Source organism: Streptomyces sp. NPDC021080, assembly GCF_044333225.1.
Classification (GTDB): domain Bacteria; phylum Actinomycetota; class Actinomycetes; order Streptomycetales; family Streptomycetaceae; genus Streptomyces.
Window position 1 is genome coordinate 290,363 of the sequence record NZ_JBIRQM010000012.1, and the last position, 22,795, is coordinate 313,157.

Annotated in this window: 16 protein-coding genes; 14 read left to right on the forward strand and 2 right to left on the reverse strand. The window is 72.7% G+C overall.

The annotated features are described in order from the left end of the window. The first annotated feature begins 97 nt into the window (after positions 1 to 97). From ACH4S8_RS28970 to ACH4S8_RS29025, 12 genes are all read left to right on the forward strand, one after another. Positions 98 to 1,438 (forward strand): DUF6716 putative glycosyltransferase, encoded by a 1,341-nt coding sequence (locus ACH4S8_RS28970; protein ID WP_398399091.1) that lies wholly within the window; start codon positions 98 to 100, stop codon positions 1,436 to 1,438. A 77-nt stretch (positions 1,439 to 1,515) separates the two neighbouring features. After that, positions 1,516 to 2,823: a cytidylyltransferase domain-containing protein gene (locus tag ACH4S8_RS28975; protein WP_398399093.1), complete on the forward strand. Its 1,308-nt coding sequence runs from the start codon at positions 1,516 to 1,518 to the stop codon at positions 2,821 to 2,823. Positions 2,824 to 2,837: 14 nt separating this feature from the next. Further along, positions 2,838 to 3,776, forward strand: a complete 939-nt coding sequence (locus tag ACH4S8_RS28980) for an N-acetylneuraminate synthase family protein (protein WP_398399095.1) — start codon at positions 2,838 to 2,840, stop codon at positions 3,774 to 3,776. A gap of 38 nt (positions 3,777 to 3,814) precedes the next feature. Then, the gene (locus ACH4S8_RS28985; RefSeq protein ID WP_398399097.1) at positions 3,815 to 4,894 is read left to right on the forward strand and encodes a hypothetical protein; all 1,080 of its coding nucleotides are present in this window, start codon (positions 3,815 to 3,817) and stop codon (positions 4,892 to 4,894) included. Between the two features lie 574 nt (positions 4,895 to 5,468). Continuing rightward, complete coding sequence (pstC, locus tag ACH4S8_RS28990; RefSeq protein WP_398399099.1) at positions 5,469 to 6,563, forward strand: phosphate ABC transporter permease subunit PstC; 1,095 nt, start codon at positions 5,469 to 5,471, stop codon at positions 6,561 to 6,563. A gap of 1 nt (position 6,564) precedes the next feature. Beyond that, positions 6,565 to 7,845, forward strand: coding sequence for a phosphate ABC transporter permease PstA (gene pstA, locus ACH4S8_RS28995; protein ID WP_398399101.1), 1,281 nt, complete (start codon positions 6,565 to 6,567; stop codon positions 7,843 to 7,845). Next, positions 7,845 to 9,620 (forward strand): phosphate ABC transporter substrate-binding protein PstS, encoded by a 1,776-nt coding sequence (locus tag ACH4S8_RS29000; protein ID WP_398399103.1) that lies wholly within the window; start codon positions 7,845 to 7,847, stop codon positions 9,618 to 9,620. Before pstA ends, ACH4S8_RS29000 begins: the two co-directional genes overlap by 1 nt. Then, a complete protein-coding gene (locus tag ACH4S8_RS29005) occupies positions 9,617 to 12,352 on the forward strand; it encodes a hypothetical protein (protein ID WP_398399105.1) in 2,736 nt (911 codons plus the stop codon). The genes ACH4S8_RS29000 and ACH4S8_RS29005 overlap by 4 nt, the downstream gene beginning before the upstream one ends. Before the next feature lie 136 nt (positions 12,353 to 12,488). Further along, positions 12,489 to 14,483 (forward strand): Ig-like domain repeat protein, encoded by a 1,995-nt coding sequence (locus tag ACH4S8_RS29010; protein ID WP_398399107.1) that lies wholly within the window; start codon positions 12,489 to 12,491, stop codon positions 14,481 to 14,483. Between the two features lie 124 nt (positions 14,484 to 14,607). Continuing rightward, on the forward strand, positions 14,608 to 15,516 hold the full coding sequence (locus ACH4S8_RS29015; RefSeq protein WP_398399109.1) for a sortase: 909 nt from the start codon (positions 14,608 to 14,610) through the stop codon (positions 15,514 to 15,516). A gap of 351 nt (positions 15,517 to 15,867) precedes the next feature. Further along, the gene (gene pstB, locus ACH4S8_RS29020) at positions 15,868 to 16,692 is read left to right on the forward strand and encodes a phosphate ABC transporter ATP-binding protein PstB (protein WP_398399194.1); all 825 of its coding nucleotides are present in this window, start codon (positions 15,868 to 15,870) and stop codon (positions 16,690 to 16,692) included. A gap of 425 nt (positions 16,693 to 17,117) precedes the next feature. Next, a complete protein-coding gene (locus ACH4S8_RS29025; protein WP_398399196.1) occupies positions 17,118 to 18,356 on the forward strand; it encodes a M20 family metallopeptidase in 1,239 nt (412 codons plus the stop codon). A gap of 191 nt (positions 18,357 to 18,547) precedes the next feature. Here the strand turns inward: ACH4S8_RS29025 and ACH4S8_RS29030 are convergent, their stop codons facing one another. Both ACH4S8_RS29030 and ACH4S8_RS29035 read right to left on the reverse strand, forming a co-directional pair. After that, entirely contained in the window at positions 18,548 to 19,198 is a 651-nt protein-coding gene (locus ACH4S8_RS29030; RefSeq protein ID WP_398399111.1) for a response regulator, read from the reverse strand. After that, positions 19,186 to 20,454 (reverse strand): histidine kinase, encoded by a 1,269-nt coding sequence (locus ACH4S8_RS29035; protein ID WP_398399113.1) that lies wholly within the window; start codon positions 20,452 to 20,454, stop codon positions 19,186 to 19,188. The genes ACH4S8_RS29030 and ACH4S8_RS29035 overlap by 13 nt, the downstream gene beginning before the upstream one ends. Positions 20,455 to 20,623: 169 nt before the next feature. Between ACH4S8_RS29035 and ACH4S8_RS29040 the strand changes: the two genes are divergently transcribed. After that, a complete protein-coding gene (locus ACH4S8_RS29040; RefSeq protein ID WP_398399115.1) occupies positions 20,624 to 21,157 on the forward strand; it encodes a hypothetical protein in 534 nt (177 codons plus the stop codon). 399 nt (positions 21,158 to 21,556) lie between these two features. Next, a complete protein-coding gene (locus ACH4S8_RS29045; RefSeq protein ID WP_398399117.1) occupies positions 21,557 to 22,612 on the forward strand; it encodes a BMP family protein in 1,056 nt (351 codons plus the stop codon). The last annotated feature ends 183 nt before the right edge of the window (positions 22,613 to 22,795 follow it).

The window sequence follows — 22,795 nt, forward strand, 5'->3', positions numbered from 1 at the left end:
CGATCCCGGGCTGATTCCCCATTCGTCGACGCGCTGTTAACCGTTTGTTGTATTCGGGTTGGGCCGCTCCTCGAAATGGCTTCCTAGCGTCTAGGACGTGCCAGCAAGTACCACGAAGTCGCTGCGGGTTGCCGTCCTCGCGGATTCCGACACCAGGTGGAAATGGGGCTCGCTCACCGCGAACCGCATCTCCCCGGCCGAATCGGACATCCGCCTCGACGGATTCCTCCTGCGCGGCCGAGCCACCCCGACCCCCCGCCAGCTCGAAGAGGTCGGCGTCCGAGCGGACTCCCTCCGCGAGGTCACCGCCGTCGAGTTCCTGCGCGAGCTGGGCAAGGAGGACAGCGTCTACGACGTGGTCGTCCTCGCCCTCGTCGGCGGTGCCGTCCAGGCGGTCCTGCACGGCCTCTCCCGTGCCTGGGAGGGACGGGCGAAGCGGCCCCTGGTCGTCACCGGCTATGTCGGCGTCGTCTACGAGAAGCTCGCCGACGGGCTGCTCCTGCGACACGGCGCGGACCTCGTCCTCGCCAACTCCCGCCAGGACGCGGACCGTTTCCGGGCCGTGTACGAAGGGGTCGGCGCGGACGCCGGATCGGTGACCGAGGTAGCGCTGCCCTTCCTCGGCGGGGCCGCGTACACGGAGAACGACCCGTCCGCGCGGCAGGCGGGCAGGCCGTACACGGTCGTCTTCGCCGCCCAGCCCTCCGTACCGGAGAGCCGCAAGGACCGTACGTACCTGCTGGACCGGCTGATCGGCCACGCGCGGCTGCACCCGGACCGCGAGGTCCTGCTCAAGCTGCGCTCCAGGCCGGGCGAACACACCACGCACATCGAGGAGTTGCCGTACCAGAAACTGGTGCAGAAGGCGGACCCGCCGGCCAACTTCCGCCTGGTGTACGGGCACATGGGTGAGGTTCTCGACCGCACCGACCTGCTCGTCACCATCAGCTCCACCGCCGCCCTGGAGTCCCTGCACCGCCGCATCCCCACCGTCGTCCTCAGCGACCTCGGGGTGCGCGAGGCCCTCGGCAACCACCACTTCGTGGGCTCCGGCTGCCTCGCCTCCTGGGACCAGCTCGACGCCGGACACCGTCCGGTGCCCGACGCGCGGTGGGTGGCCCGGCAGGGTGTCGCGGCCGAGGGAGGCGCGTACGAGACCGCCTTCGACACCGCCCGGACACGCATCACCGGACTGCTGGCCGCGGACGGACTGCCGCCCCTCGCCCCCTACTACACCCCCGTCACCGCGCCCGGCTATCTGCCCGGCATCCTCGCCCGCCACCACCTCGGCCCGGACGGCAGCCCGCTGCCCGGTGCCCCGGCGGCAGACCGCGAACCCAGCCCCGTACGGCAGTTCGTGCGCAAGGCCGCCCGCGGCGCCTACCGCCACGGCGTCCAGCGCGTGGCACCGGTGATCCGGCGGATGGGCGAACTGTGAACGCCCCGGCAGCGGGCGGCCCCGCCGTCCCTCGCCCCCCACGCCTTCCTCGCCTCCCTCGTCAAGGAGAACAGCGCATGACCAACCCGGAAGCCGGCCAGGCCGTGCCGGTGCGCCGCGTACTCGCGGTGATCCCCGCGCGCGGCGGCTCCAAGGGCGTGCCCGCCAAGAACCTCCTGCCCGTCGGCGGTGTGCCGCTGGTGGCCCGCGCGGTGCGCGAGTGCCGCGCCGCCCGCCTCGTGACGGACGTCGTCGTCTCCACCGACGACCAGGCCATCGCGGCGGCCGCCCGCCAGGCCGGCGCCGAGGTCGTGCTGCGCCCCGCCGCCATCGCCGGCGACACCGCCACCTCCGAGGCCGCCGTCCTGCACGCCATGGACACCCACGAGGCGCTGCACGGCTCCCCGGTCGACGTGGTGCTGCTCGTGCAGTGCACCAGCCCCTTCATCATCCGCGAGGACGTGGACGGTGTCGTGGACGCGATCGTCGCGAACGGCGCGGACACGGCGCTGACCGTGGCCCCCTTCCACGGCTTCGTGTGGCGTGACGGGGACGACGAGCCCGCCGCCGCGGTCGCCGCCGGGACCGGGCACGCGGCCGTCGACGGCCGCACCGGCGTCCTGGTCGCCGACACCGCCACCAGCGGCGGCTACGGCGTCAACCACGACAAGTCCTTCCGCCCGCGCCGCCAGGACCGCCCCCAGGACCTCCTGGAGACCGGAGCGGTCTACGCCATGGAGGCCACCGGCTTCCGCGAGGCGAGGCACCGCTTCTTCGGCCGCACCGAACTCGTGCGCACCGACCCGGCCCGCGTGCTGGAGATCGACGACCCGCACGACCTCGCCCGCGCCCGGGCCCTCGCGCCGCTCTTCGACGCGACGAGGCCCGGTTCCCTCCCGACCGCCGACGACATCGACGCGGTCGTCCTCGACTTCGACGGCACCCAGACCGACGACAGGGTGCTGATCGACTCCGACGGACGGGAGTTCGTCTCCGTGCACCGCGGGGACGGACTCGGTATCGCCGCCCTGCGCAAGAGCGGGCTGACGATGCTGATCCTGTCCTCGGAACAGAACCCGGTCGTCGCCGCCCGGGCCCGGAAGCTCAAGCTCCCGGTCCTGCACGGCATCGACCGGAAAGACCTCGCGCTGAAGCAGTGGTGCGAGGAACAGGGCATCGCGCCCGAGCGCGTGCTCTACGTCGGCAACGACGTCAACGACCTCCCGTGCTTCGCCCTCGTGGGCTGGCCGGTCGCGGTCGCGAGCGCCCACGACGTCGTGCGCGGCGCCGCACGCGCGGTCACCACCGTCCCCGGTGGCGACGGCGCGATCCGAGAGATCGCCAGCTGGATCCTCGGCCCTTCTCTCGACTCCCTCGACAAGTAAGGAACTTCTCCACCATGAGCACCAACTCCCGTCTGCGCCAGTTCGGTTCGAAGACCGCCGGCCCCGGCCACCCCGTCTACGTCGTCGGCGAGATCGGCATCAACCACAACGGCGAGCTCGAGAACGCCTTCAAGCTGATCGACGCCGCCGCCGAGGCCGGCTGCGACGCCGTCAAGTTCCAGAAGCGCACCCCGGAGATCTGCACCCCGCGCGACCAGTGGGACATCGAGCGCGACACCCCCTGGGGCCGCATGACCTACATCGACTACCGCCACCGCGTGGAGTTCGGCGAGGACGAGTACCGCCAGATCGACGAGTACTCCAAGGAGAAGGGCATCGACTGGTTCGCCTCCCCGTGGGACACCGAGGCCGTCGCCTTCCTGGAGAAGTTCGACGTCCCGGCCCACAAGGTCGCCTCCGCCTCCCTCACCGACGACGAGCTGCTGCGCGCCCTGCGCGCCACCGGCCGCACGGTCATCCTCTCCACCGGCATGTCGACGCCGAAGCAGATCCGCCACGCGGTCGAGGTCCTCGGCAGCGACAACATCCTCATGTGCCACGCCACGTCCACCTACCCGGCGCAGGCGGAGGAGCTCAACCTCCGGGTCATCAACACGCTGCAGGCCGAGTACCCGAACGTCCCGATCGGCTACTCCGGCCACGAGACCGGCCTGCAGACCACGCTCGCCGCGGTCGCCCTCGGCGCCGCCTTCGTCGAGCGTCACATCACCCTCGACCGCGCGATGTGGGGCTCCGACCAGGCCGCCTCCGTCGAGCCGCAGGGCCTGACCCGCCTCGTCCGCGACATCCGCACCATCGAGGCCTCCCTCGGCGACGGCGTCAAGAAGGTCTACGACTCCGAGCTCGGCCCGATGAAGAAGCTGCGCCGCGTCCCGGGCGTCGTCGCCGAGGCCGAGATCGCCGCGGCCGCGGGCGAGCCCGTCTCGGTCTGAACGCCCTGAATTCCTTACGACGGGACGGTCGTTCCTCGATGAGCCCCCGCGCCGGTTCCGCCGGCTCTTCCACTCTCGCCTTCGTCGAGAGCCCGGTACAGCTCCTGAACGTGCTGGAATGGGCGCACGCACATGCCCACGACGGCGCGGCGCCCGGCGCGGGGCTCACCCTCGTCGTCCTGTCCCCCAACGACCCGATGACCCGCGGCCAGCTGCGCCGGATGGCGGAACTGGCCCGCGACGAGGGCCACGCGGTCCGCTGGGAGGAGGCGCGCGGCGGCACCACGGCCCCTTTCCACACCATCGGGGGACTGGCCCCGCTGCTGCGCCGGGCCCGGCGGATCGTCATGGGGGACCCGTTCTCCCGCTATGTGCAGCTGCTGCTGACCATCACCCGGGCGCGCGACCTGGTCGTGGTCGACGACGGCACGGCGACGATGGAGTTCGTCGCCCAGCTCGCCCGCGGTGAACGCCTGGTCCGCTGGCACCGGCGCGGTGGCCGCCCCGGCCCCCGGGACGTGCTCTTCGCGCCCGTGTCCGCCTCGGCCCGCCGACGGCTGACGCCCAGCGACCGCCGCAGGGTCGAGGTCTTCTCCTCGATGCCGATCGAATCGGCGCCCGACGGTGTCACGATCACCGCCAACGACTTCTCCTGGACCCGGGCCCGGTTCGGCCCGCCGCGCATCACCAAGAGCGCGGACCTGGTCGGCACCTCGCTCGTCGAGACGGGCGTGGTCGACCCGGACCGCTATCTGGACGCGGTCCGCGGGCTCGCCAGGGCCCACGGCGCGACCCGCTACTTCGCGCACCGCCGCGAGAGCGTCGACAAGCTCCACCGGCTGGCCGCCGAGACGGGCCTGGAGATCGTCCGCCCCGACCTGCCGCTCGAACTGATCGCCCGGCGCGGCCCCATAGGCCGCACCATCCTGAGCTTCCCGTCGACCGTCGTGCACACCCTGCCGCTCGCCCTGGCCGGCACCGAGGTGCGCGTCGCGGTCTGCGACATCGACCCCGCCTGGCTGACGGAGAACGCCTCGCCGAGGGCGCAGGGCTTCCTGTCCGGGGTCACCGGGACCGCCCGGGACGTCCACCGGCTCTCGGCGATCTCCATCGTCTAGTTCGAGCCACAAGCGTTCTCGGCGTTTCGGAGCCCGGCGCGGTGCGCCGGGCTCCGCCGTCCGTCCGCCCCATGATCTACGCGCATCGTCCGGGCCGCCTCCGCGCATCCTCCACGGCGAACGCACCGAACGGTCGTGCGCTGTTCACCGGTTCTCCATGAGTCACGCGTTGGACCGACACGATCCGGCCATTGAATCGCTGCGCGCGGTACCGGCCGTCGGCCGCGCGGGGGGTTCCGTTCCGGAATGGGGGCAGCACGTGGCGTCCGCGCAAGAGGAGTCCGGCAGACCGGAGTCGGGAAGACCCGGGTCCGGAAGACCCGAGTCCGGCGAATCGGCCTCCGGCGAATCGGCCTCCGCCGAATCGGCCTCCGGCAGACCGGAGCCGGAGAGACCGGAGCCGGAGAGACCGGGGTCCGACAGACCGGAGCCGGAGAGACCAGGGTTCGACAGACCAGGGTCCGACAGACCGGAGTCGCAGAGACCCGGGTCGGACAGACCGGAGTCCGGCAGCCCGGAGTTCGACGGCCCGGAGTCCGGCAGCCCTGGGTTCGGCGGCCCCGAACCCGCCACCGTGGAGTTCGGCGGCCCGGAGCCCGGTAGCCCAGAGTCCGGTAGCCAGGAGTCCGGTGGGCCGGGCGGCCCGGAGTGGGGCGACGGTTCCGTTGCCTCCGGCCGGCCGGAGACCCGGCCCCCCACTCCCCGGCGGCTCAACGCGGCCCGCGGTCTCGGTGACCGCCTCTTCCGGTTCCAGCTCACCGCCACCGGCGTCACCGTCCTCGCCGTCATGGCGGGAGTCGGACTCTTCCTCTTCCTGCGGGCCGCCCAGGCGCTGCGCGCCCGGGGCTTCGCCTTCCTCACCACCGCCGCATGGCAGCCGGACGTCCACAACTTCGGCATCGCGGCCGTCCTCACCGGCACCGTCCTGGTCGCGCTCGTCGCGGTGACGATCTCCATGCCGCTGGCCGTCGGGACCGCGCTGTTCATCTCCGACATCGCCCCGCGCAGACTGCGCCGCACCCTGGTGACCATGGTCGACCTGATGGCGGCCGTCCCCTCGGTGGTCTACGGACTGTGGGGGCTGTTCTTCCTCCAGCAGCACGTCATCGGCCTGTCGCGGTGGCTGTCCGAATGGCTGGGCTGGATCCCCCTGTTCAAGGTGGACGGCACCCAGCCGGGCGAACCGCTCGCCACCGAGAGCGTGTTCACCGCCTCCACCTTCGTCGCCGGGATCGTCGTCGCCCTGATGGTCGCGCCGATCCAGTGCTCGGTGATGCGCGAGGTCTTCTCGCAGGCCCCGGCCGGCGAACGCGAGGGCGCCTACGCGCTCGGCGCCACCCGCTGGGGCATGATCCGCTCGGTCGTCCTGCCGTACGGCAAGGGCGGCATGATCGGCGGCACCATGCTCGGGCTCGGCCGGGCGCTCGGCGAGACCATCGCCGTCTACCTGATCATCTCGCCGGTCTTCGTCATCCAGCCGCACATCCTGCAGACCGGCTCCAACTCGGTGTCCTCGCTGATCGCCCTGCACTACGGCGACGCCTCCGACTTCGGCATGTCGGCGCTGATGGCCGCGGGCCTGGCGCTGTTCCTGCTCACCCTGGCGGTCAACTTCACCGCCTCCTCCGTGGTGGCCCGCAGCCGCTCCGGCGCGCAGAGCGAGGCATGAGATGACCGTCATCGAGAAGACCCCCCTGTACGGAGTGCGGGACGAGGCTCCCGCGGACGCCGCGGTGGAGCACGCGCCCGAGCCGCTCCAGCCGCGCCGCATCGGCGGTGTCACCCGCACCGGGGTGCTGTCCCTGTGCGGTGCCGCCGCCTCCGGGATCTGCGTCACCGTCCTGCTGTTCGGCCGGCTCGCCCCGTTCTCGGGCGCGCTGGGCTTCACGGTCACCGCCTACGTCGCCTTCCTGGCGGTCTACGCGGTGCTGACCGGGCTCGACGAGGACGGGCAGGCCGTACGCGACCGGGTGATGACGGTCGTGCTGTGGACGGCGGCCACGCTGCTGTTCTCGGGCCTGTTCATGGTCGTCGGCTTCACCGCCTGGCGCGGCCGGGAGGCGCTGCCGCACGGCAACTTCTTCACCCAGGACATGCAGGCCGCCGGCCCCCTCGACCCGCTCACCCACGGCGGCATCGCCCACGCGATGCTCGGCACCCTCACCATGATCACCATCGCGCTGGCGATCACCGTGCCGCTGGGCCTGGCCTGCGCCGTCTATCTGAACCAGATCCCGGGCCGGTTCTCCCGGTTCGTCCGCACCATCGTCGAGGCGATGACCGCGCTGCCCTCGATCGTCGCCGGCCTGATGGTGTACGCCACCTGGATCCTCGGCCTCGGCATGCAGAAGTCGGGCCTCGCGGCCGGCTTCGCGATCAGCGTCATGATGCTGCCGATCGTGATCCGGGCCTCCGACGTGGTGCTGCGCCTGGTGCCCGGCAACCTCACCGAGGCGGCGGAGGCGCTCGGCGCGCCGCGCTGGCGCACGGTGTGGCACGTCGTGCTGCCCACCGCCCGCTCCGGCCTCGCCACCGCCGTCATCCTGGGCACCGCCCGCGGGATCGGCGAGACCTCGCCCGTCCTGCTCACCGCCGGCTTCACGGCCGCGCTCAACGCGGACGCGACCAGCGGGCCGATGGTCTCGCTGCCGCTCGCGGTCTTCAACTTCGTCAAGTCGCCCGAGCCCACGATGATCGCCCGCGGCTTCGGCGCCGCCGCCGTCCTGATGGCCCTCGTCCTGGTGCTGTTCGTGATCGCCCGGGTGATCGGCGGGCGCGGCCCCGGCCACCGGACCAAGCGCCAGGCCCGCCGCACCGCCCGCGCCTCGCGAGCGGACGTGCGGCGCTTCGAGGACCTGCACGCGCCCGGCCTGTCCCTGTTCGAGAGCCCCGGGGAACCGCACCCCGGGGGAGACGCCCTGTCCGCCCCCGCCACCGGAGAGACCGACTGATGCGCAGCCACCTCCACACCGCCCTCGGGCGCCTGCGGGCGCTCGGGACGCTCGGCGCGCTGCTCGGCGTGATCGCCGGGCTGCTGGCCGGTCCGCTGGCGGCCCCGGCCGCCGCGGAGAGCTACACGCCGATATCCGGCGCCGGTTCCACCTGGGCCGAGAACGCCGTCGACGAATGGCGGCGCGCCGTCAACCAGTACGGCATGCGGATCAGCTACGCCGGCACCGGATCCTCCGACGGCCGCCGTCAGTTCCTCAGCGGCACCGTCGACTTCGCCGTCTCGGACATCCCGTTCCAGACGCACCCGACCGACGGCTCGGCCGCCGAGCGGCCCGCGTCCGGCAGTTACGCCTACATGCCGATCGTGGCCGGCGGCACCGTCTTCATGTACCACCTGACCGTCAACGGCAAGCGGCTCACCAACCTGCGCCTGTCCGGCGACGTGGTCACCAAGATCTTCACCGGGGCCGTCAAGACCTGGGACGACCCGGTCATCAAGGCCGACAACCCGGGCGTCCAGCTCCCGCACCGCACGATCGTCCCCGTCGTACGCTCCGACGGCTCGGGATCCACCGCCCAGTTCACGATGTGGATGGCCAACCAGCACAAGGCGCTGTGGCAGGCCTACTGCAACAGGGTCGGCCGCTCCGGAGCCTGCGGGCAGACCTCGTACTACCCGACCGTCTCCGGCATGATCGCCCAGTCCGGCGACCTGGGCGTCGCGGGTTACGTCGCCCAGAACTACGGCGAGGGCGCGATCGGGTACGTCAACTACTCGTACGCCCTGAACGCGCACTATCCGGTCGCCAAGGTCCTCAACCACGCGGGCTACTACACCGAGCCGACCCCGCAGAACGTCGCGGTCTCGCTGCTCAAGGCGCAGATCAACAACGACAGGAACTCCGCGGACTACCTCACGCAGAAGCTCGACGGCGTCTACAACGACTCCGACAGGCGCAACTACCCGCTGTCCAGCTACTCGTACATGATCCTGCCCCTGAAGGTGCAGGGCACCTTCACCAAGGCCAAGGGCAAGACGCTCGGCGCGTTCTCGTACTACTTCATGTGCCAGGGCCAGCAACAGGCTCCCTCGCTCGGCTACTCGCCTCTGCCGATCAACCTGGTGAAGGCGGGCTTCGACCAGATCCGCCGCATCCCGGGCGTCCAGGCCCAGAGCATCAACATCAGGGGCTGCAACAACCCGACCTTCTCCGGCGACGGGCACAACAAGCTCGCCGACACCGCCCCCTACCCGGCCGCGTGCGACAAGAAGGGCGCCCCGCCCTGCACCACCGGCAGCGGTGGCGCCAAGGCGGGCGGCAGTTCCGGCGGTTCGGGCTCCACGGGCGGCACCGGCGGCGGCTCCGCCTCGGGCGGTTCCACCGGCGGAGGCTCCGACGGCGGTACCTCCGGAGGGAGTTCGGGCAGCGGCGGCAGCGCCGCGGGAGGCGGAACCGGCGGCAGTTCCGAACCGGTCGTCGACCCGGACACCGGCCAGACGCTCTCGCCCGGCTCGGGCGGCGGCTCGGGGACCGGCGGTTCCTCGGGCGGCAGCGGCAGCGGCAGTGGCGGCGGCAGCGGCGCGGCGAGCGACACCATCGCGCTCGCCCAACCGGTCTCCGTGGCCGGCAGCCAGGGCTGGACCAGCACCCAGACACTGATGCTGATCGCGGCCTTCCTGGTGCTCGGCCTCGTCCTGCTGCCCTCCCTGGTGTCCCGGGCGATCACCGGACGCGGCGCCGGAAAGAACTCCGGAGAGGGGCCGCGGCGATGAACCTCCCCGGCACAGGACCTCACAGCGCAGGACCTCGCACCGCGACACCTCGCGGCACAGGCGTACGGCGGCTGTTCCTGCGTCTGGTCGCCGGAACCGCCGTCGGCGCCCTCGCCGGACTCGGCGTGGCCCAGGCGGCCGCCCCGGCCGCCGCGACCGGCACCGCGGCCACCGCCTCCTCGGCCGTCACCGTCTCCGGGCGCGGCGAGTTCAAGGACATGAGGTTCACCGTCGACCGGACCGCCCACCTGACCAGCCAGGCCGTCACGGTCTCCTGGTCCGGCGGCACCCCGACCACGTTCGCCGGTACGGCGTTCAACACCGACTTCGTGCAGATCATGCAGTGCTGGGGCGACGACGACGGCACGGTGCCCTCCGACCCGGGCCCCTCCCGCACCCAGTGCCAGTACGGCGCCTCCCCGACCACCGACCGGGGCAGCTGGCCCGGCAACGACTACGACGACACCCGCAAGGTCTTCTACAGCGCCGACCCCGCCAACTACGGCCAGGACGACCGGTACGGGGCCGGCAACCCCAACGCCCCGGGCGAGGTTCCCTTCAGGTCCGTCGACGGCACGGTGATCACCTCCGGCACCCAGAACAACGCCTTCTTCAACCGCAACACCACCAACGAGGTCGACTTCGCCCGCACCGGCGCCGACGGCACCGGCAAGGAGTACTTCGAGGTCCAGACCGCCAACGAGGCCCCGCACCTGGGCTGCGGCGTGCCGGTCACCGTGAACGGGGGGACCAGGCCGCGCTCCTGCTGGCTGGTCATCGTCCCGCAGGGCCACCTCGACCTGGACGGAAACCCGTACGCCGACCACAGCCAGGTCAACGCCGGATCCCCGGTCTCCTCCACCAACTGGAAGAACCGGGTGGCGATCCCGCTCGGCTTCAACCCGGTCGGCACCAACTGCGCGCTCGGCGCCAAGGAGCGCGCCACCACCGGCAGCGAGCTCGCCGCCGACGCCATGACCAGCTGGCAGGCGGCCCTGTGCCCGACCGGCACGGTGTACGGCTACACCGAGCTGGGCGAGCCGGACACCCGCGCCCGGCTCATCAACGACGGCTCCTCCGGACTCGCGTTCACCACCCGGGCCCTCGGAGCCGACCCGGGGACCACGGCACCCTCCGACCCGGCCGTGTACGCGCCCGTCGCCCTGTCCGGAACCGTCATCGGCTTCACCGTCGAACGCAGACCCAAGGCGGGAGCGCCGGACTCCGTCCGCAGACTCGCGGGCACCAAGGTCGAGTCCGTCGACCTCACCCCGCGCCTGGTCGCCAAGCTGCTCACCGAGTCGTACCGCAACTCGCCCTGGGGAGCCGTCCTCGGCGACTCGGCCGCGTCCGGTTACGACTGGGCGAGGAACAACCCCGCGGGACTGGCGAGCGACCCCGAATTCATCTCCCTGAACCCCGAGTTCGCGGACCTGTCGGTCTCCGAGACCCCGTCCACCGACACCGACCTGATCACCTCGCTCGGGCACAGCGACTCCGCCCGTGCGCTGTGGCAGTGGATCCTCTCCGACAAGGACGCCCGCGCCTTCCTCGCCGGTGACGCCGACGGCTGGGGCACCCAGGTCAACCCGTACTACAGCACCACCGCGTCCCGTAACCCGACCGGCATCGCCTTCGACCCCGCGGGCGCCGACGACTACCCCAAGAGCGACCCCTGGTGCACGATCCCGCCGGGCACCGACGCCACCGTCAAGCAGTGCATGACCGACTTCCACCCCTACGTCGAGGACATGCACTCCGGCGCCCTGCACACCCGGCGCGCCGACACCCTCTGGAAGTCCAGCTGGGACGCGCTCGCCAACCCGCCGGCCTTCAAGAGCCCCGGCCCCCAGACGGTCGGCTCCCGGTTCGTGATCACCGTCACCGACGCGGCCTCCGCCGCCCGCTACGGCCTGCAGACCGCCCGGCTGCGCAACACCGCCGGTAAGTTCGTGGGCCCCGCCACCACCTCGCTGACCGCGGCGGCCACCGGTGTCTCCGGCACCGGAGCCCCCGAGATCACCCCGGCCGGCGCCGACGCCGAGGGCGCCTACCCGCTCGCCCAGCTCGTCTACGCGGCCGTCCGGCCGGCCGGGATCGACGCGGCCGCCCGCAAGGACTACGCGGCCCTGCTGCGCTACGCCGCCGGTGACGGACAGACCAGCGGCGCCGACCCGGGCCTGCTCCCGGCCGGTTACGCCCCGCTCCCCGCCGCCCTGCGCACCAGGGCGACCACGGCCGCCGACGCCCTCGTCCACTACACAGGCCCCAGCTCGACGCCCACCGGCGGCCCGGGCTCCACGGGCGGGTCGTCGAGCGGCGGCTCCACGGGCGGCGGCTCCGACAGCTCCGGCGGCGGATCGGGCGGCAGCGGCGCCGACGGCTCCACGGGCGGCGGCGACGGCGGCCCCACGGGCGCGGGCAGCGGCGGCAGCAGTGCCACGCCCGGTGCCACCGCGAGCCCGAAGCCGAGCGCCGCACCGTCCTACGACGGCGGCAAGGCCCTGCAGACCACCGCGCTGGGCACCACGCCCGACGACCCGGACAACTCCCTGCGGTACGCCGTCCCGGTCGGAGCCGCACTCGGCGCCTTCGCCGGCATCGGGGCGCCGTTCGCGGGCGGCTCCAGGCTCCCGCTGCGCATCCCGCTGCCCGGCGGCCGTGCGGTGACCGTCCCCGCGTTCACCCTGCCCGAGTGGCTGCGCAGACGGCTGCCCTCCGGCCGGAGCTGAGCCACCGGAGCGCGGGCCCGCCGGGCCCCGCTCCCCACAGACGGCCGCCCGCCCCGAAAGGCAGTCGGGGCGGACGGCCCGTACCACCCTGCCAGATCCACCCGACGTCACCTCGCACACCCTCTGGAGACTCTCAATGCGCACGACGCGCCTTTCGGCGGCCATGGTCGCCGCCGCCGTGGTGTCCGGCACGCTGGCTCTGGCGAGCCCGGCGTCCGCCGACCCCACCCCCGCCGGAACCTTCCGCAAGCTGGTCGGCGTGGGCTCGGACACCACCCAGGACGTGCTCAACGCCCTCGCCGGCGACACCGTCAACGGCAACTCCTACACGGCCACCGCCGTGAAGTCGGCGAGCGGCGCGGGCGTCGCCTCCTACGACGCGATCGAGCCCGGCACCGGCTCCACCACCTCGAACATCCAGACCCGCGGCGGCGGCCCGTCCTTCCTGCGCCCCAACGGCTCCGGCAAGGGCCGCCTCGCCCTGAGCATGGCGCTGACCGGCGACAAGTTCCCCGACAGCTCGGGCGTCTCCATCAAGGGCCAGGTCGACTTCGCCCGCTCCTCCAGCGGCCCGAGCTCCTCCGGGACCGCCTTCACCTACATCCCGTTCGCCCGTGACGCGGTCGGCGTGGCGGTCCGTGGCTCGGCCCTGAACACGCTCACCGTCGACCAGCTGCACGACATCTACTCGGGCACGCTGACCGAGGTGAACGGCCAGACCGTGCACCCGAAGATCCCGCAGAGCGGCTCCGGCACCCGCAAGTTCTTCCTCGGCGCCATCGGCCTCACCGACGCCACGCTCTCCCCGACCGTCGCGACCGTCCAGGAGAACCAGGCCGACGGCGCCCTCGACGCGGACGGCGCGCTCGTCCCGTTCTCGGTCGGCAGCTGGATCGCCCAGAACAACGGCGTCTCCCCGGACTTCAGCACCACCGCGGCCGCCGCCGGCGCCCACCTGGCCGCCGTGCAGCTGCCCGGCGACAGCGGCGCCACCACCCCGGTCGCCACCGTCAACGGCAAACTCGCCCCGGTCGGCGCCTACTACGAGAACGCCACCTTCGGCCGCGACGTCTACAACGTCGTCCCGACCCGGGCGATCGACCCGACCGGCATCTTCTTCGACAAGGACCTCTACGACGTCTTCGTCACCAGCGGCTCCCACGAGGCCGCCCTGGCCTCCGACGCGGCCGAGGGTGTCATCGCCAAGTTCGGCTTCGTGAACGAGTCCTACAACGGCTCGGTCAACCTCGCCAAGCACGCCAAGCTCGGCGGCCTGGAGGAGTCCGGCGTCGACGCCTCGACCCCGGCCGCGCCCGCCCTGAGCGGGACCCGCGGTGACAGCAGCGTCAAGCTGAACTGGACCGCCCCGGCCGCCACCGCCCTCCCGGTCACCGACTACCGCGTGACGCTGACCGGTTCGGACGGCGCCGTCGTCGCCGTCAAGGACCTTCCGGCCACCACCACCTCGTACACCTTCGGCTCTCTGGCCCTCGGCCACTACACGGCCACGGTCTCCGCCGCCAACCTCAACGGCACCGGTGCCGCCGCCTCCTGGACCGGCGACATCAAGTACACGACCACCACGAAGGCGACCGCCGTCACGACCGCGTACGGCAAGACGCCGAAGATCGGCGTCACCGTCACCGGCACGCACGGCGTCGTCCCCAGCGGCACGGTCACCGTGAAGGAGGGCACCACCACCCTCGGCACGGGCACCCTGGACAGCACGGGCAAGGTCTCCGTCAGCCTGTCCAGCCACCTGAAGGTCGCCACGCACAGCCTCACCGTGTCGTACGTCGGCAACAGCAAGCTCCTGACGTCCGGCGGGACCGCCTCGCTGACCGTCTCGAAGGCCTCCGCGAGCGTCACCACCACGGCGCCGGCCTCGATCAGCCACCTCTCGCAGGCCAAGGTCACCGCCAAGGTCACCGCGACCGGCACCACGCCGACCGGCACGGTCCGCATCTACGAGGGCTCCCGTGTCATCGCCACCGGCACCCTGAGCGGCGGCAAGGTGACGATCAAGCTGCCGAAGCTGTCCCGCGGCACGCACACCCTGCACGCCTGGTACGTCGGCTCCACCACGGTGAGCTCGAAGAACGGCGCCAACTTCAAGATCAAGTCCACCTGATCCGCGGCCCCTCGAACCACCTCTCGCCGGGAGCGTTCCGCTGGACGCCCCCGGCGAGGCCCGACCGCCCCACCCCTTCCCTTCCCCTTCCATTCCTCGACCCGAGTGAAGGAGACGTGCCGCCGTGACGGTCGCCGTACAGACCACGCTCGCAACGCCCTTGCCGCGGACGGGCGTTCGCGGTGTCACCGCCGTCCGGCATCTCGCCCGCGGCGGCCTGCTCACCCTCGCGGCCCTGCTGCTCGGCCTCACCGCGCAGCTGCTGTTCCTCAGCGGCTTCCAGGAACGGGCGGCCCAGCACGCCGCGTACGACTCCCTGCGCGCCCAACTCGCCCTCGGTACCGCCCCGGTGGCCCAGACCGACCAGCAGGGCGCCCTGCTCGCCCCGGGCACCCCCCTCGCGATCGTCGACATCCCCGCCCTCCACGTCCGCCAGGTGGTCCTGGAGGGCACCGACTCCGGCGTCATGGCCGACGGCCCCGGCCACCGCCGGGACACCCCGATGCCGGGGCAGGCGGGCACCAGCGTGCTCATGGGCCGCGCCGCCGCGTACGGCGGTCCCTTCGGGCGCCTCGGCGACCTCGCCGCCGGCGACACGTTCAGCGTGACCACCGGCCAGGGCAAGGCGAAGTACCGCGTCTTCGGCGTCCGGCGCGCCGGTGACCCCGCGCCCGCCCCGCTCGACGCGGGCAAGGGCCGCATGGTCCTCCTGACGGCCACCGGGGCGGACTTCATGCCCGGCGGGGTGCTGCGCGTCGACGCCGAACTGGTCTCCACGCCGGCGCAGACCCCGGCCGCGGTCATCCGCTCCGGCACGCTTCCCGGGGACGAACAGCCGCTGGCCCGGCCCGGCGGGGTGCCGTGGCCGCTGGTGATGTGGCTCCAGGCGCTGGTGGCCGCGGCCGTCGCCGCGGTGTGGGCCTGGCACCGCTGGGGCCGCCACCAGACCTGGATCGTCTTCGCCCCGGTCGTCGCGGTCCTCGGTCTCCAGGTCGCGACCCGCGCGACGGAACTCCTCCCCAACCTGACCTGACGCGACCTGCCCCCGCCCTCCGCCGAGCCCGCCCGACCCGCGTGACCGTGTCCGCCCGGCCCGATCACCGCGCCCTTGCCGGGCCGACCCGATCCCCGCGAGCTGCCCAGCCCGTCCCGGCCCCATGTGCCCCCTGCCGAGCCTGCCCCGACCCACCGCCGGACCCTGTCGGGCCCGGTCCGATTCCGCTCCGAGGTGTCCGACGTGACCGATGCGACCGCCGCGCGTGACAGCGCCGCGACCGAGACCGCCCCGACCGACAGCGTTCCGGCCGCCACCGCCGGGACCGGCCGCGGGCCCACCGCCACCGCCCTCATCGACCCGGGGGCCGCCGCGGCCCGCACCGTCGCCCTGCCGCCCGTCCCGTCGGACGGGACCCTCCCGGCCCGCCCGGCGGCGGTACCCGCCGAGCTCGACGCGCACGAGGTGTCGGCCTGGTTCGGCAGCCATCTGGTGCTGGAGCGCGTCTCGCTCACCATGCCCGCCGGCCAGGTCACCGCCCTGATCGGACCGTCCGGCTGCGGCAAGTCGACCTTCCTGCGCACCCTCAACCGGATGCACGAGCTGATCCCCTCCGCCCGGATGGCAGGCGAGGTGCTCTTCGACGGCGAGGACATCTACGCCCCCGAGCGGCGGCTGACCGAGGCCCGGCGCAGGATCGGCATGGTCTTCCAGAAGCCGAACCCGTTCCCGGCCATGTCGATCTACGACAACGTGGTCGCCGGCCTGCGCCTGACCGGCACGCGCACGGGCCGCAGGGAGAAGGACGAGCTGGTCGAGGAGAGCCTGACCCGGGCGGGTCTGTGGAAGGAGGTCCGGGACCGGCTGCGGCAGCCCGGCGGCGCGCTCTCCGGAGGCCAGCAGCAGCGGCTGTGCATCGCCCGCGCCCTCGCCGTGCGGCCCCGGGTACTGCTGATGGACGAGCCCTGCTCCGCGCTCGACCCGACCTCGACCCGCCGCGTCGAGGAGACCATCCACGAACTCGCCGGCCAGGTGACCGTCGTCATCGTCACCCACAACATGCAGCAGGCGGCCCGCGTCTCCCACCGGTGCGCCTTCTTCCTCGCCGAGCAGGGCACCCCGGGCGGAATCGTCGAGCACGGCCCCACCACCGACATCTTCGGCACCCCCAGGGACCGGCGCACGGCGGACTACGTGGCGGGCCGCTTCGGCTGAGCCGTACCCGGCGGCGCCGGGGCGGGAACGGCCACGCCCGGCCGGGACCCGCCCCGCGTCCGCCGGGCACCGGCGTCCCGGGCCCGCGCATCACGGAAAGTGACACCAGGGACCGGAACCGGTGACCGTTCCGGGATCCGGTCGCGGTGGTGTGAGACCGTGGGGACCATGAAGGGGAATGGGCCCGGGCACCCCGGGCGTTCCCTGGTGCACATCGGCGGACACCGCCCGCCGAGTCGGATCACGGCCGGTCACCCTCACCCGTGCAAGATCCAAACGCCCGAAGAGCCGGGCCAGTTTACCCATCCCCGTAGCCGACCATGCGCCGCGCGGCCAGATTTTCTTCCCCTAACGGGCTGAACTTTTGTTGATCGTGGGTTAGTTGGCCGCCCGATCGTCCTACCCTTCAGAGGGTGAACCAACTGATGTCCCGAGAGTCCGAGGCCGATCTCCCCGGGGAGCCGCTGCTCCCGGGCGCGCTGCCCGAGGCACTGCGCGCCGAACTCGTTGCGTTCCGTCGCGACTTGCACATGCACCCGGAGCTCGGCAACCAGGAGTTCCGCACCACCGCGGCGATCAAGGCGCGCCTGGAGCAGGCGGGCCTGAAGCCGCGGGTCCTCTCCATCGGCACCGGCCTCATCTGTGACATCGGGGACGCGGACGACGTACGCCCCATGCTGGCGCTGCGCGCCGACATCGACGCGCTGCCCATCCCGGACACGAAGAGTGACTGCGCGTACCGCTCGACCGTGCCCGACCGCGCCCACGCCTGCGGCCACGACGTCCACACGACGGTCGTGCTCGGCGCCGGTCTCGTCCTCGCCGACCTGCACGCCCAGGGCCTGCTGCCCCGACGGGTGCGACTCATCTTCCAGCCCGCGGAGGAGGTCCTGCCCGGCGGTGCCCCGGACGCGATCGAGTCGGGCGTGCTCGAAGGCGTCGGACGGATCGTCGGTGTCCACTGCGACCCGAGGGTCGACGCGGGGCGCATCGGACTGCGGCACGGAGCCATCACCTCGGCGTGCGACCGGCTCGAAGTCGCACTCGACGGCGCGGGTGGCCACACCGCGCGCCCCCATCTCACCACCGACCTCGTCACCGCCGCCGCGCGCGTCGTGACCGACGTGCCGGCCCTCGTCGCCCGGCGCGTGGACGCCCGCAGCGGGCTCGCGGTGACCTGGGGACGCATCGAGTCGGGTCACGCCTGCAACGTGATCCCGCAGCACGCCGAACTGTCCGGAACGATCCGCTGCCTGGACCTCGACGCCTGGCGGGCCGCCCCCGACCTCGTCCACGCGGCCATCGACGAGATCGCGAACCTCTACCGCGCCAAGTCCGAGATCAACTACATCCGGGGCGTCCCGCCGGTCGTCAACGACCCGGCCGTCACCGAGCTGCTGCGCGACGCCATGACCGCCCGGCGCGGCCCGCAGTCCATCGAGGACACCGAGCAGAGCCTCGGCGGCGAGGACTTCTCCTGGTATCTGGAGCACGTGCCCGGCGCCATGGCCCGGCTCGGGGTGCGACGCCCCGGCGACCGCGCCACCCGCGATCTGCACCGGGGCGACTTCGACGCCGACGAGCACGCGATCACGGTCGGCGTCGAGATGTTCACCGCCGCCGCCCTCCTGGACCAGCCCCCGGCCGCCCCTCCGGCCGTCTAGCCGGGACCTGTCCGCCCGATCCGGGAGCGGGGGGCTCCCTGTCGGCTCGTCGCGCAGGCATGGGGCGGGTGACTCGACGGACGCCGACCGGCGGGAGCGGCCGCGGCCGCTCCCGCCGGTCGGCACCAGCGCGCGGCCGGTGCCCACCAGGGGCCGTCGGCATCCTCCACCGCGACCGCCCGGACACGCCTCTAGGCGTCCGCCACGCCGAGCAGACGGAGGACGGCCAGTACCCGGCGGTGGTCGGCATCCGCCCTGGGCAGATCGAGCTTGGTGAAGATGCTGTTGATGTGCTTGGCGACCGCGCTGTCGCTGACCACGAGTTCGGCCGCGATCCCGGAGTTGGACCGGCCGCCCGCCATCAGCTCCAGTACCTCGCGCTCGCGCGGCGTCAGCCGGTCGAGCGGATCGCTGTGGCGACGCACCAGCAGCTGTGCGACGACCTGGGGGTCCAGCGCGGTGCCGCCGGCCGCCACCCGGCGGGCCGACTCCGCGAACTCCTCGACGTCGGCGATCCGCTGCTTGAGCAGGTAGCCGACGCCGGACGTGTTGGTGGCGAGGAGATCGGCCGCGTACCGCTCCTCCACGTACTGCGACAGCAACAGCACGGAGGTGTCCGGCCACTGCCGGCGGATCATGAGGGCGGCCCGTACGCCCTCGTCGGTGAAGCCGGGCGGCATACGGACATCGACCACGGCAAGGTCCGGCCGGTGCTTGTCGACCGCCGCCAGCAGCCCTTCCGCGTCGGCCGTCTCGGCGCACACCTCGAAGCCGGCCGTCTCCAGCACCTTGACCACCCCGATCCGCAGCAGGACGGAATCCTCGGCGATCACGGCGCGCACGGCAGCTCCACGGCTATGGCAGTCGGGCCCCCGAGGGGGCTGTGGCAGGAGAACGTGCCGTCGACGGACGCGACGCGCTTGGCGAGGCCCGCGAGCCCGGTGCCCGAGCCGCCCGAGAGGTCCGCGCCGCCCACGCCGTCGTCCGTGACGGTGATCGACAGTGTCCCCCTCGTCTGCTCGACGGTCACGTCGGCCTTCGAAGCCCGTGCGTGCTTGACCACGTTCGTCAGGGTCTCGGAGACCACGAAGTACGCGACCGCCTCGACGGTGGGTGACGGGCGCCGCTCCAGGTTCACCGACAGACGCACCGGCACGGGCAGGCGCGCGGCGACGCCGGAGAGGGCGGCGTCGAGCCCGCGGTCCTCCAGGACCGCCGGATGCAGGCCGCGCACCAGGTCGTTCAGTTCGGAGATCGCCTCCTTCGCCTCGCGGTGCGCCTCGTCGATCACCTTGCGGGCTTCCTCCGGCAGGTCACCGAGGGTGGCCTTGGCCAGGCCGAGGTTGACGGCGAGTGCCACCAGGCGCTGCTGCGCGCCGTCGTGCAGGTCGCGCTCGATCCGCCGCCGCTCGGCGTCGGCGGCGTCGACCACGCCGGCCCGGCTCTCGGCGAGGTCCGCCACCCGTCGGGTCAGTTCCTCCTCGCGGCTCGGCCCGAGCAGTGTGTGCGCGGCGCGGGTGTCGCGGCGGGCGAGCGCCTTCGCCGACCAGGCGGCCGCGTAGAGCAGGGCGACGCCGGCGGCGGTCACGTACGCCGCCTTCACCGAGTAACCCGCGTGCTCCGTCCGCCACTGCAACGGGGTCACCCACAGCCATACGTAGACCGAAGCCGCAGCGGTTCCTGCCGCCCACAGCACCGTCACCAGCAGACCGCCGAGCGCGCACAGAGGGCCGGCGAGCAGGTGGTAGCGCAGCTGACGGCGGCCCGGGGCCGAGCGCAGCCACTGCCGGAGGCCTTGCCGTCCGGGCCGCTCCGCCAGGCCCGCGGGTGCTGTCACGAGCACGCCGAGCCGGTCGCGGAAGCGGGCCCGTTGCATCCGGGTGAGCAGCGGACCGGCGAGCACCAGAGCGGCTGACGGCACCACGACCGCCACGGTCACGGCCCAGAGCGCAGCCGGCACGAAGTAGATCCACGGCAGCGCCAGGACCGACAGGACTCCGAACTGGATCGCGATGCCGGCGCAGTGGAACGCGGTGGCGCGGCCCGCGCCTTCGAACGGCCGCCGCAGTAAGTCCGGTTGCCACGTCTTGAAGTGCATGTCCGAACGGTAGGACCGCGGCCGCCGCCGGGCCATGACGTTTTCGCCCGGGGCCGGGGTGCACTTTTCTCCACCCCGGGTCGGGCATCTGCGTGACTGACGGCGCCCGGGTGCGCGGCGGAGGCTGGAGATCGTGAAGGGGAGCGCCCGAGGGAAGGGGAACGAGAGCATGCGACGACCGGCCTCACACACGGAGGAGTTCGCGGCCGAAGGCGGCGCGTGCGCGGAAGGATTTCCCCTGCACGACCAGGCTCGGCCGGAGCCGTCGGAGCCGTCGGAGCCGTCGGAGCCGTCGGAGCGGGAGGAGGCCGGGGCCGAACCGGGCTCGCGGCTGGTCGGCCGGGTCGGACGGCTGCTGGTCGTGTGCGGGCTCGCTCTGCTGCCCTGGCTGTACGCGCTGGCGACAGGGCTGCCGGACACCGCGACGGCGGCGCACTGGCCCGTCGCCTGGGTGGGCCTCGACGCGCTGGAGGCGGCCGGCCTGATCGCCACCGGCCTCCTCGCTGCCCGCGGCCACCTGCGGCACGCCCTGGCGGCCACCGCGACCGCCACGCTGCTGGTGGTCGACGCCTGGTTCGACACCACGACCGCGGCCGGGGGGAGCGACCTCGCCACGGCGGCGGCGATGGCGCTGGGCGCCGAACTGCCGCTGGCCGCGCTGTGCGCGTGGCTCGCGATCCGCGCACTGGGACGACAGGCGTAAGCCGTCGGCCCCTTGGCCTCCCGGCCGCCCCGGCCCCCGGCCATCCCCCGTCCGCCCAGGGGCCGTCGGCGGGTGTGAGCACGGCCGGGTGACTCCGGTCGCGCCTTCTGGCACCCGGCAGTAGCGTGGTCGGCAGTTCTTCGGCACCTGTCACTCCGTGGAGCAGGAACCACCCGTTCCGTCATGTGGGGTCCGTCCCCCGGAATCGCCGCGTGACGCCGCGGTGGGCACTGCGTCCCCGAACACGCCTTTCGGCCGCATGGTTCACAAGGACGTAACCGGCCATCGGCACGAATGGATAACGGCCAGGCGGAATCCCGTTCCCTGGACGGTCTACGCGCGTTAATGTGCGCCGAACTCAGCACCCACTGCGGGGCTTTGGAGAATGGGGAGCTTCAGATGCGTCGGATAGCCAGCCTGACCCGCGTCGCGGTGGGGGTCGCGTCGCTCGCACTCGCGGCCACGGCCTGCGGCGGCACCAGCAGCGACAACAACAGCAGCAGCAACAGTTCGAGCGGTGGTGCCAAGGGCCTCGCGATCGCGTACGACGTCGGCGGCAAGGGCGACCAGTCCTTCAACGACGCCGCGTACGAGGGCCTCCAGAAGGCGCAGAAGGAGTTCGGCTACAAGACGGCCGACATCGAGCCCACCGACAACGAGACGGACGCCGACAAGGAACAGCGCCTGGAGTCCCTCGCCAAGCAGGGCTACAACCCGGTCATCGGCATCGGCTTCGCCTACGGCCCCGCGCTGGAGAAAGCCTCCGCGAAGTTCCCGAAGACCAGCTTCGGCATCGTGGACTCGGTCGTCCCGGGCAAGAACGTGGCCTCCCTGGTCTTCGCCGAGCAGGAGTCCTCGTACCTCGCCGGTGTCGCGGCGGCCAAGGCCACCAAGAGCAACACGGTCGGCTTCATCGGCGGTGTGGACGTTCCGCTGATCCACAAGTTCGAGGCCGGTTACACGCAGGGCGTCAAGGACACCAAGCCCGGCGTCAAGGTCCTCTCGCAGTACCTGACGCAGACCGCCGCCGAGGGTGGCTTCTCCAGCCCCGACAAGGGCAAGGCCGCCGCCGAGGGCCAGATCGAGAAGGGTGCCGACGTCCTCTACGCCGCGGCCGGTCTCTCCGGTCAGGGTGTCATCGAGGCCGCCTCCAAGGCGGGCGTGTGGGCGATCGGCGTCGACTCCGACCAGTACAAGCAGGCGGCGCTGTCCGCGTACAAGGACAAGATCCTGACCTCCGCGCTCAAGGACGTCGGCGGCGCGGTCTACAGCATGGCCAGCTCGGTCCACGACGGAAAGCCGCTGACGGGTACGCAGACCTTCGACCTCAAGGTCAACGGTGTCGGCCTCGCCGACAGCAACCCGAAGATGGCGCAGATCGCCGGTCTGACCGACGCCGTGGCCAAGGCCAAGGCGGCCATCATCGCCGGTGACATCAAGGTCAAGACCTCCTAGTGACGTGAGCGGCGGGCCGGGCCCGCCGTCGCCACGCCCGAAGGCGGGCACGATCGACGGACAGCGGAACGGGGGGGGCCCCGGGGGGGCCCCCCCGGGCCCGGTGCCGCGGCCGCGCCCCGGGGCACCCCCCGCCCGCGCTCCCCGGGGGCCCGCGCGGCCCCGGGGGTAGGCAGCGCGGGG

What these genes read in the sequence shown, in the direction of transcription:
- ACH4S8_RS29035 (WP_398399113.1), bottom strand. Translation starts at nt 20,454, where the DNA reads ATGCACTTCAAGACGTGGCAACCGGACTTACTGCGGCGGCCGTTCGAA.
- ACH4S8_RS28980 (WP_398399095.1), top strand. Translation starts at nt 2,838, where the DNA reads ATGAGCACCAACTCCCGTCTGCGCCAGTTCGGTTCGAAGACCGCCGGC.
- ACH4S8_RS29040 (WP_398399115.1), top strand. Translation starts at nt 20,624, where the DNA reads ATGCGACGACCGGCCTCACACACGGAGGAGTTCGCGGCCGAAGGCGGC.
- ACH4S8_RS29025 (WP_398399196.1), top strand. Translation starts at nt 17,118, where the DNA reads ATGTCCCGAGAGTCCGAGGCCGATCTCCCCGGGGAGCCGCTGCTCCCG.
- pstA (WP_398399101.1), top strand. Translation starts at nt 6,565, where the DNA reads ATGACCGTCATCGAGAAGACCCCCCTGTACGGAGTGCGGGACGAGGCT.
- ACH4S8_RS29005 (WP_398399105.1), top strand. Translation starts at nt 9,617, where the DNA reads ATGAACCTCCCCGGCACAGGACCTCACAGCGCAGGACCTCGCACCGCG.
- ACH4S8_RS28985 (WP_398399097.1), top strand. Translation starts at nt 3,815, where the DNA reads ATGAGCCCCCGCGCCGGTTCCGCCGGCTCTTCCACTCTCGCCTTCGTC.
- ACH4S8_RS28975 (WP_398399093.1), top strand. Translation starts at nt 1,516, where the DNA reads ATGACCAACCCGGAAGCCGGCCAGGCCGTGCCGGTGCGCCGCGTACTC.
- ACH4S8_RS29000 (WP_398399103.1), top strand. Translation starts at nt 7,845, where the DNA reads ATGCGCAGCCACCTCCACACCGCCCTCGGGCGCCTGCGGGCGCTCGGG.
- ACH4S8_RS29010 (WP_398399107.1), top strand. Translation starts at nt 12,489, where the DNA reads ATGCGCACGACGCGCCTTTCGGCGGCCATGGTCGCCGCCGCCGTGGTG.
- ACH4S8_RS29045 (WP_398399117.1), top strand. Translation starts at nt 21,557, where the DNA reads ATGCGTCGGATAGCCAGCCTGACCCGCGTCGCGGTGGGGGTCGCGTCG.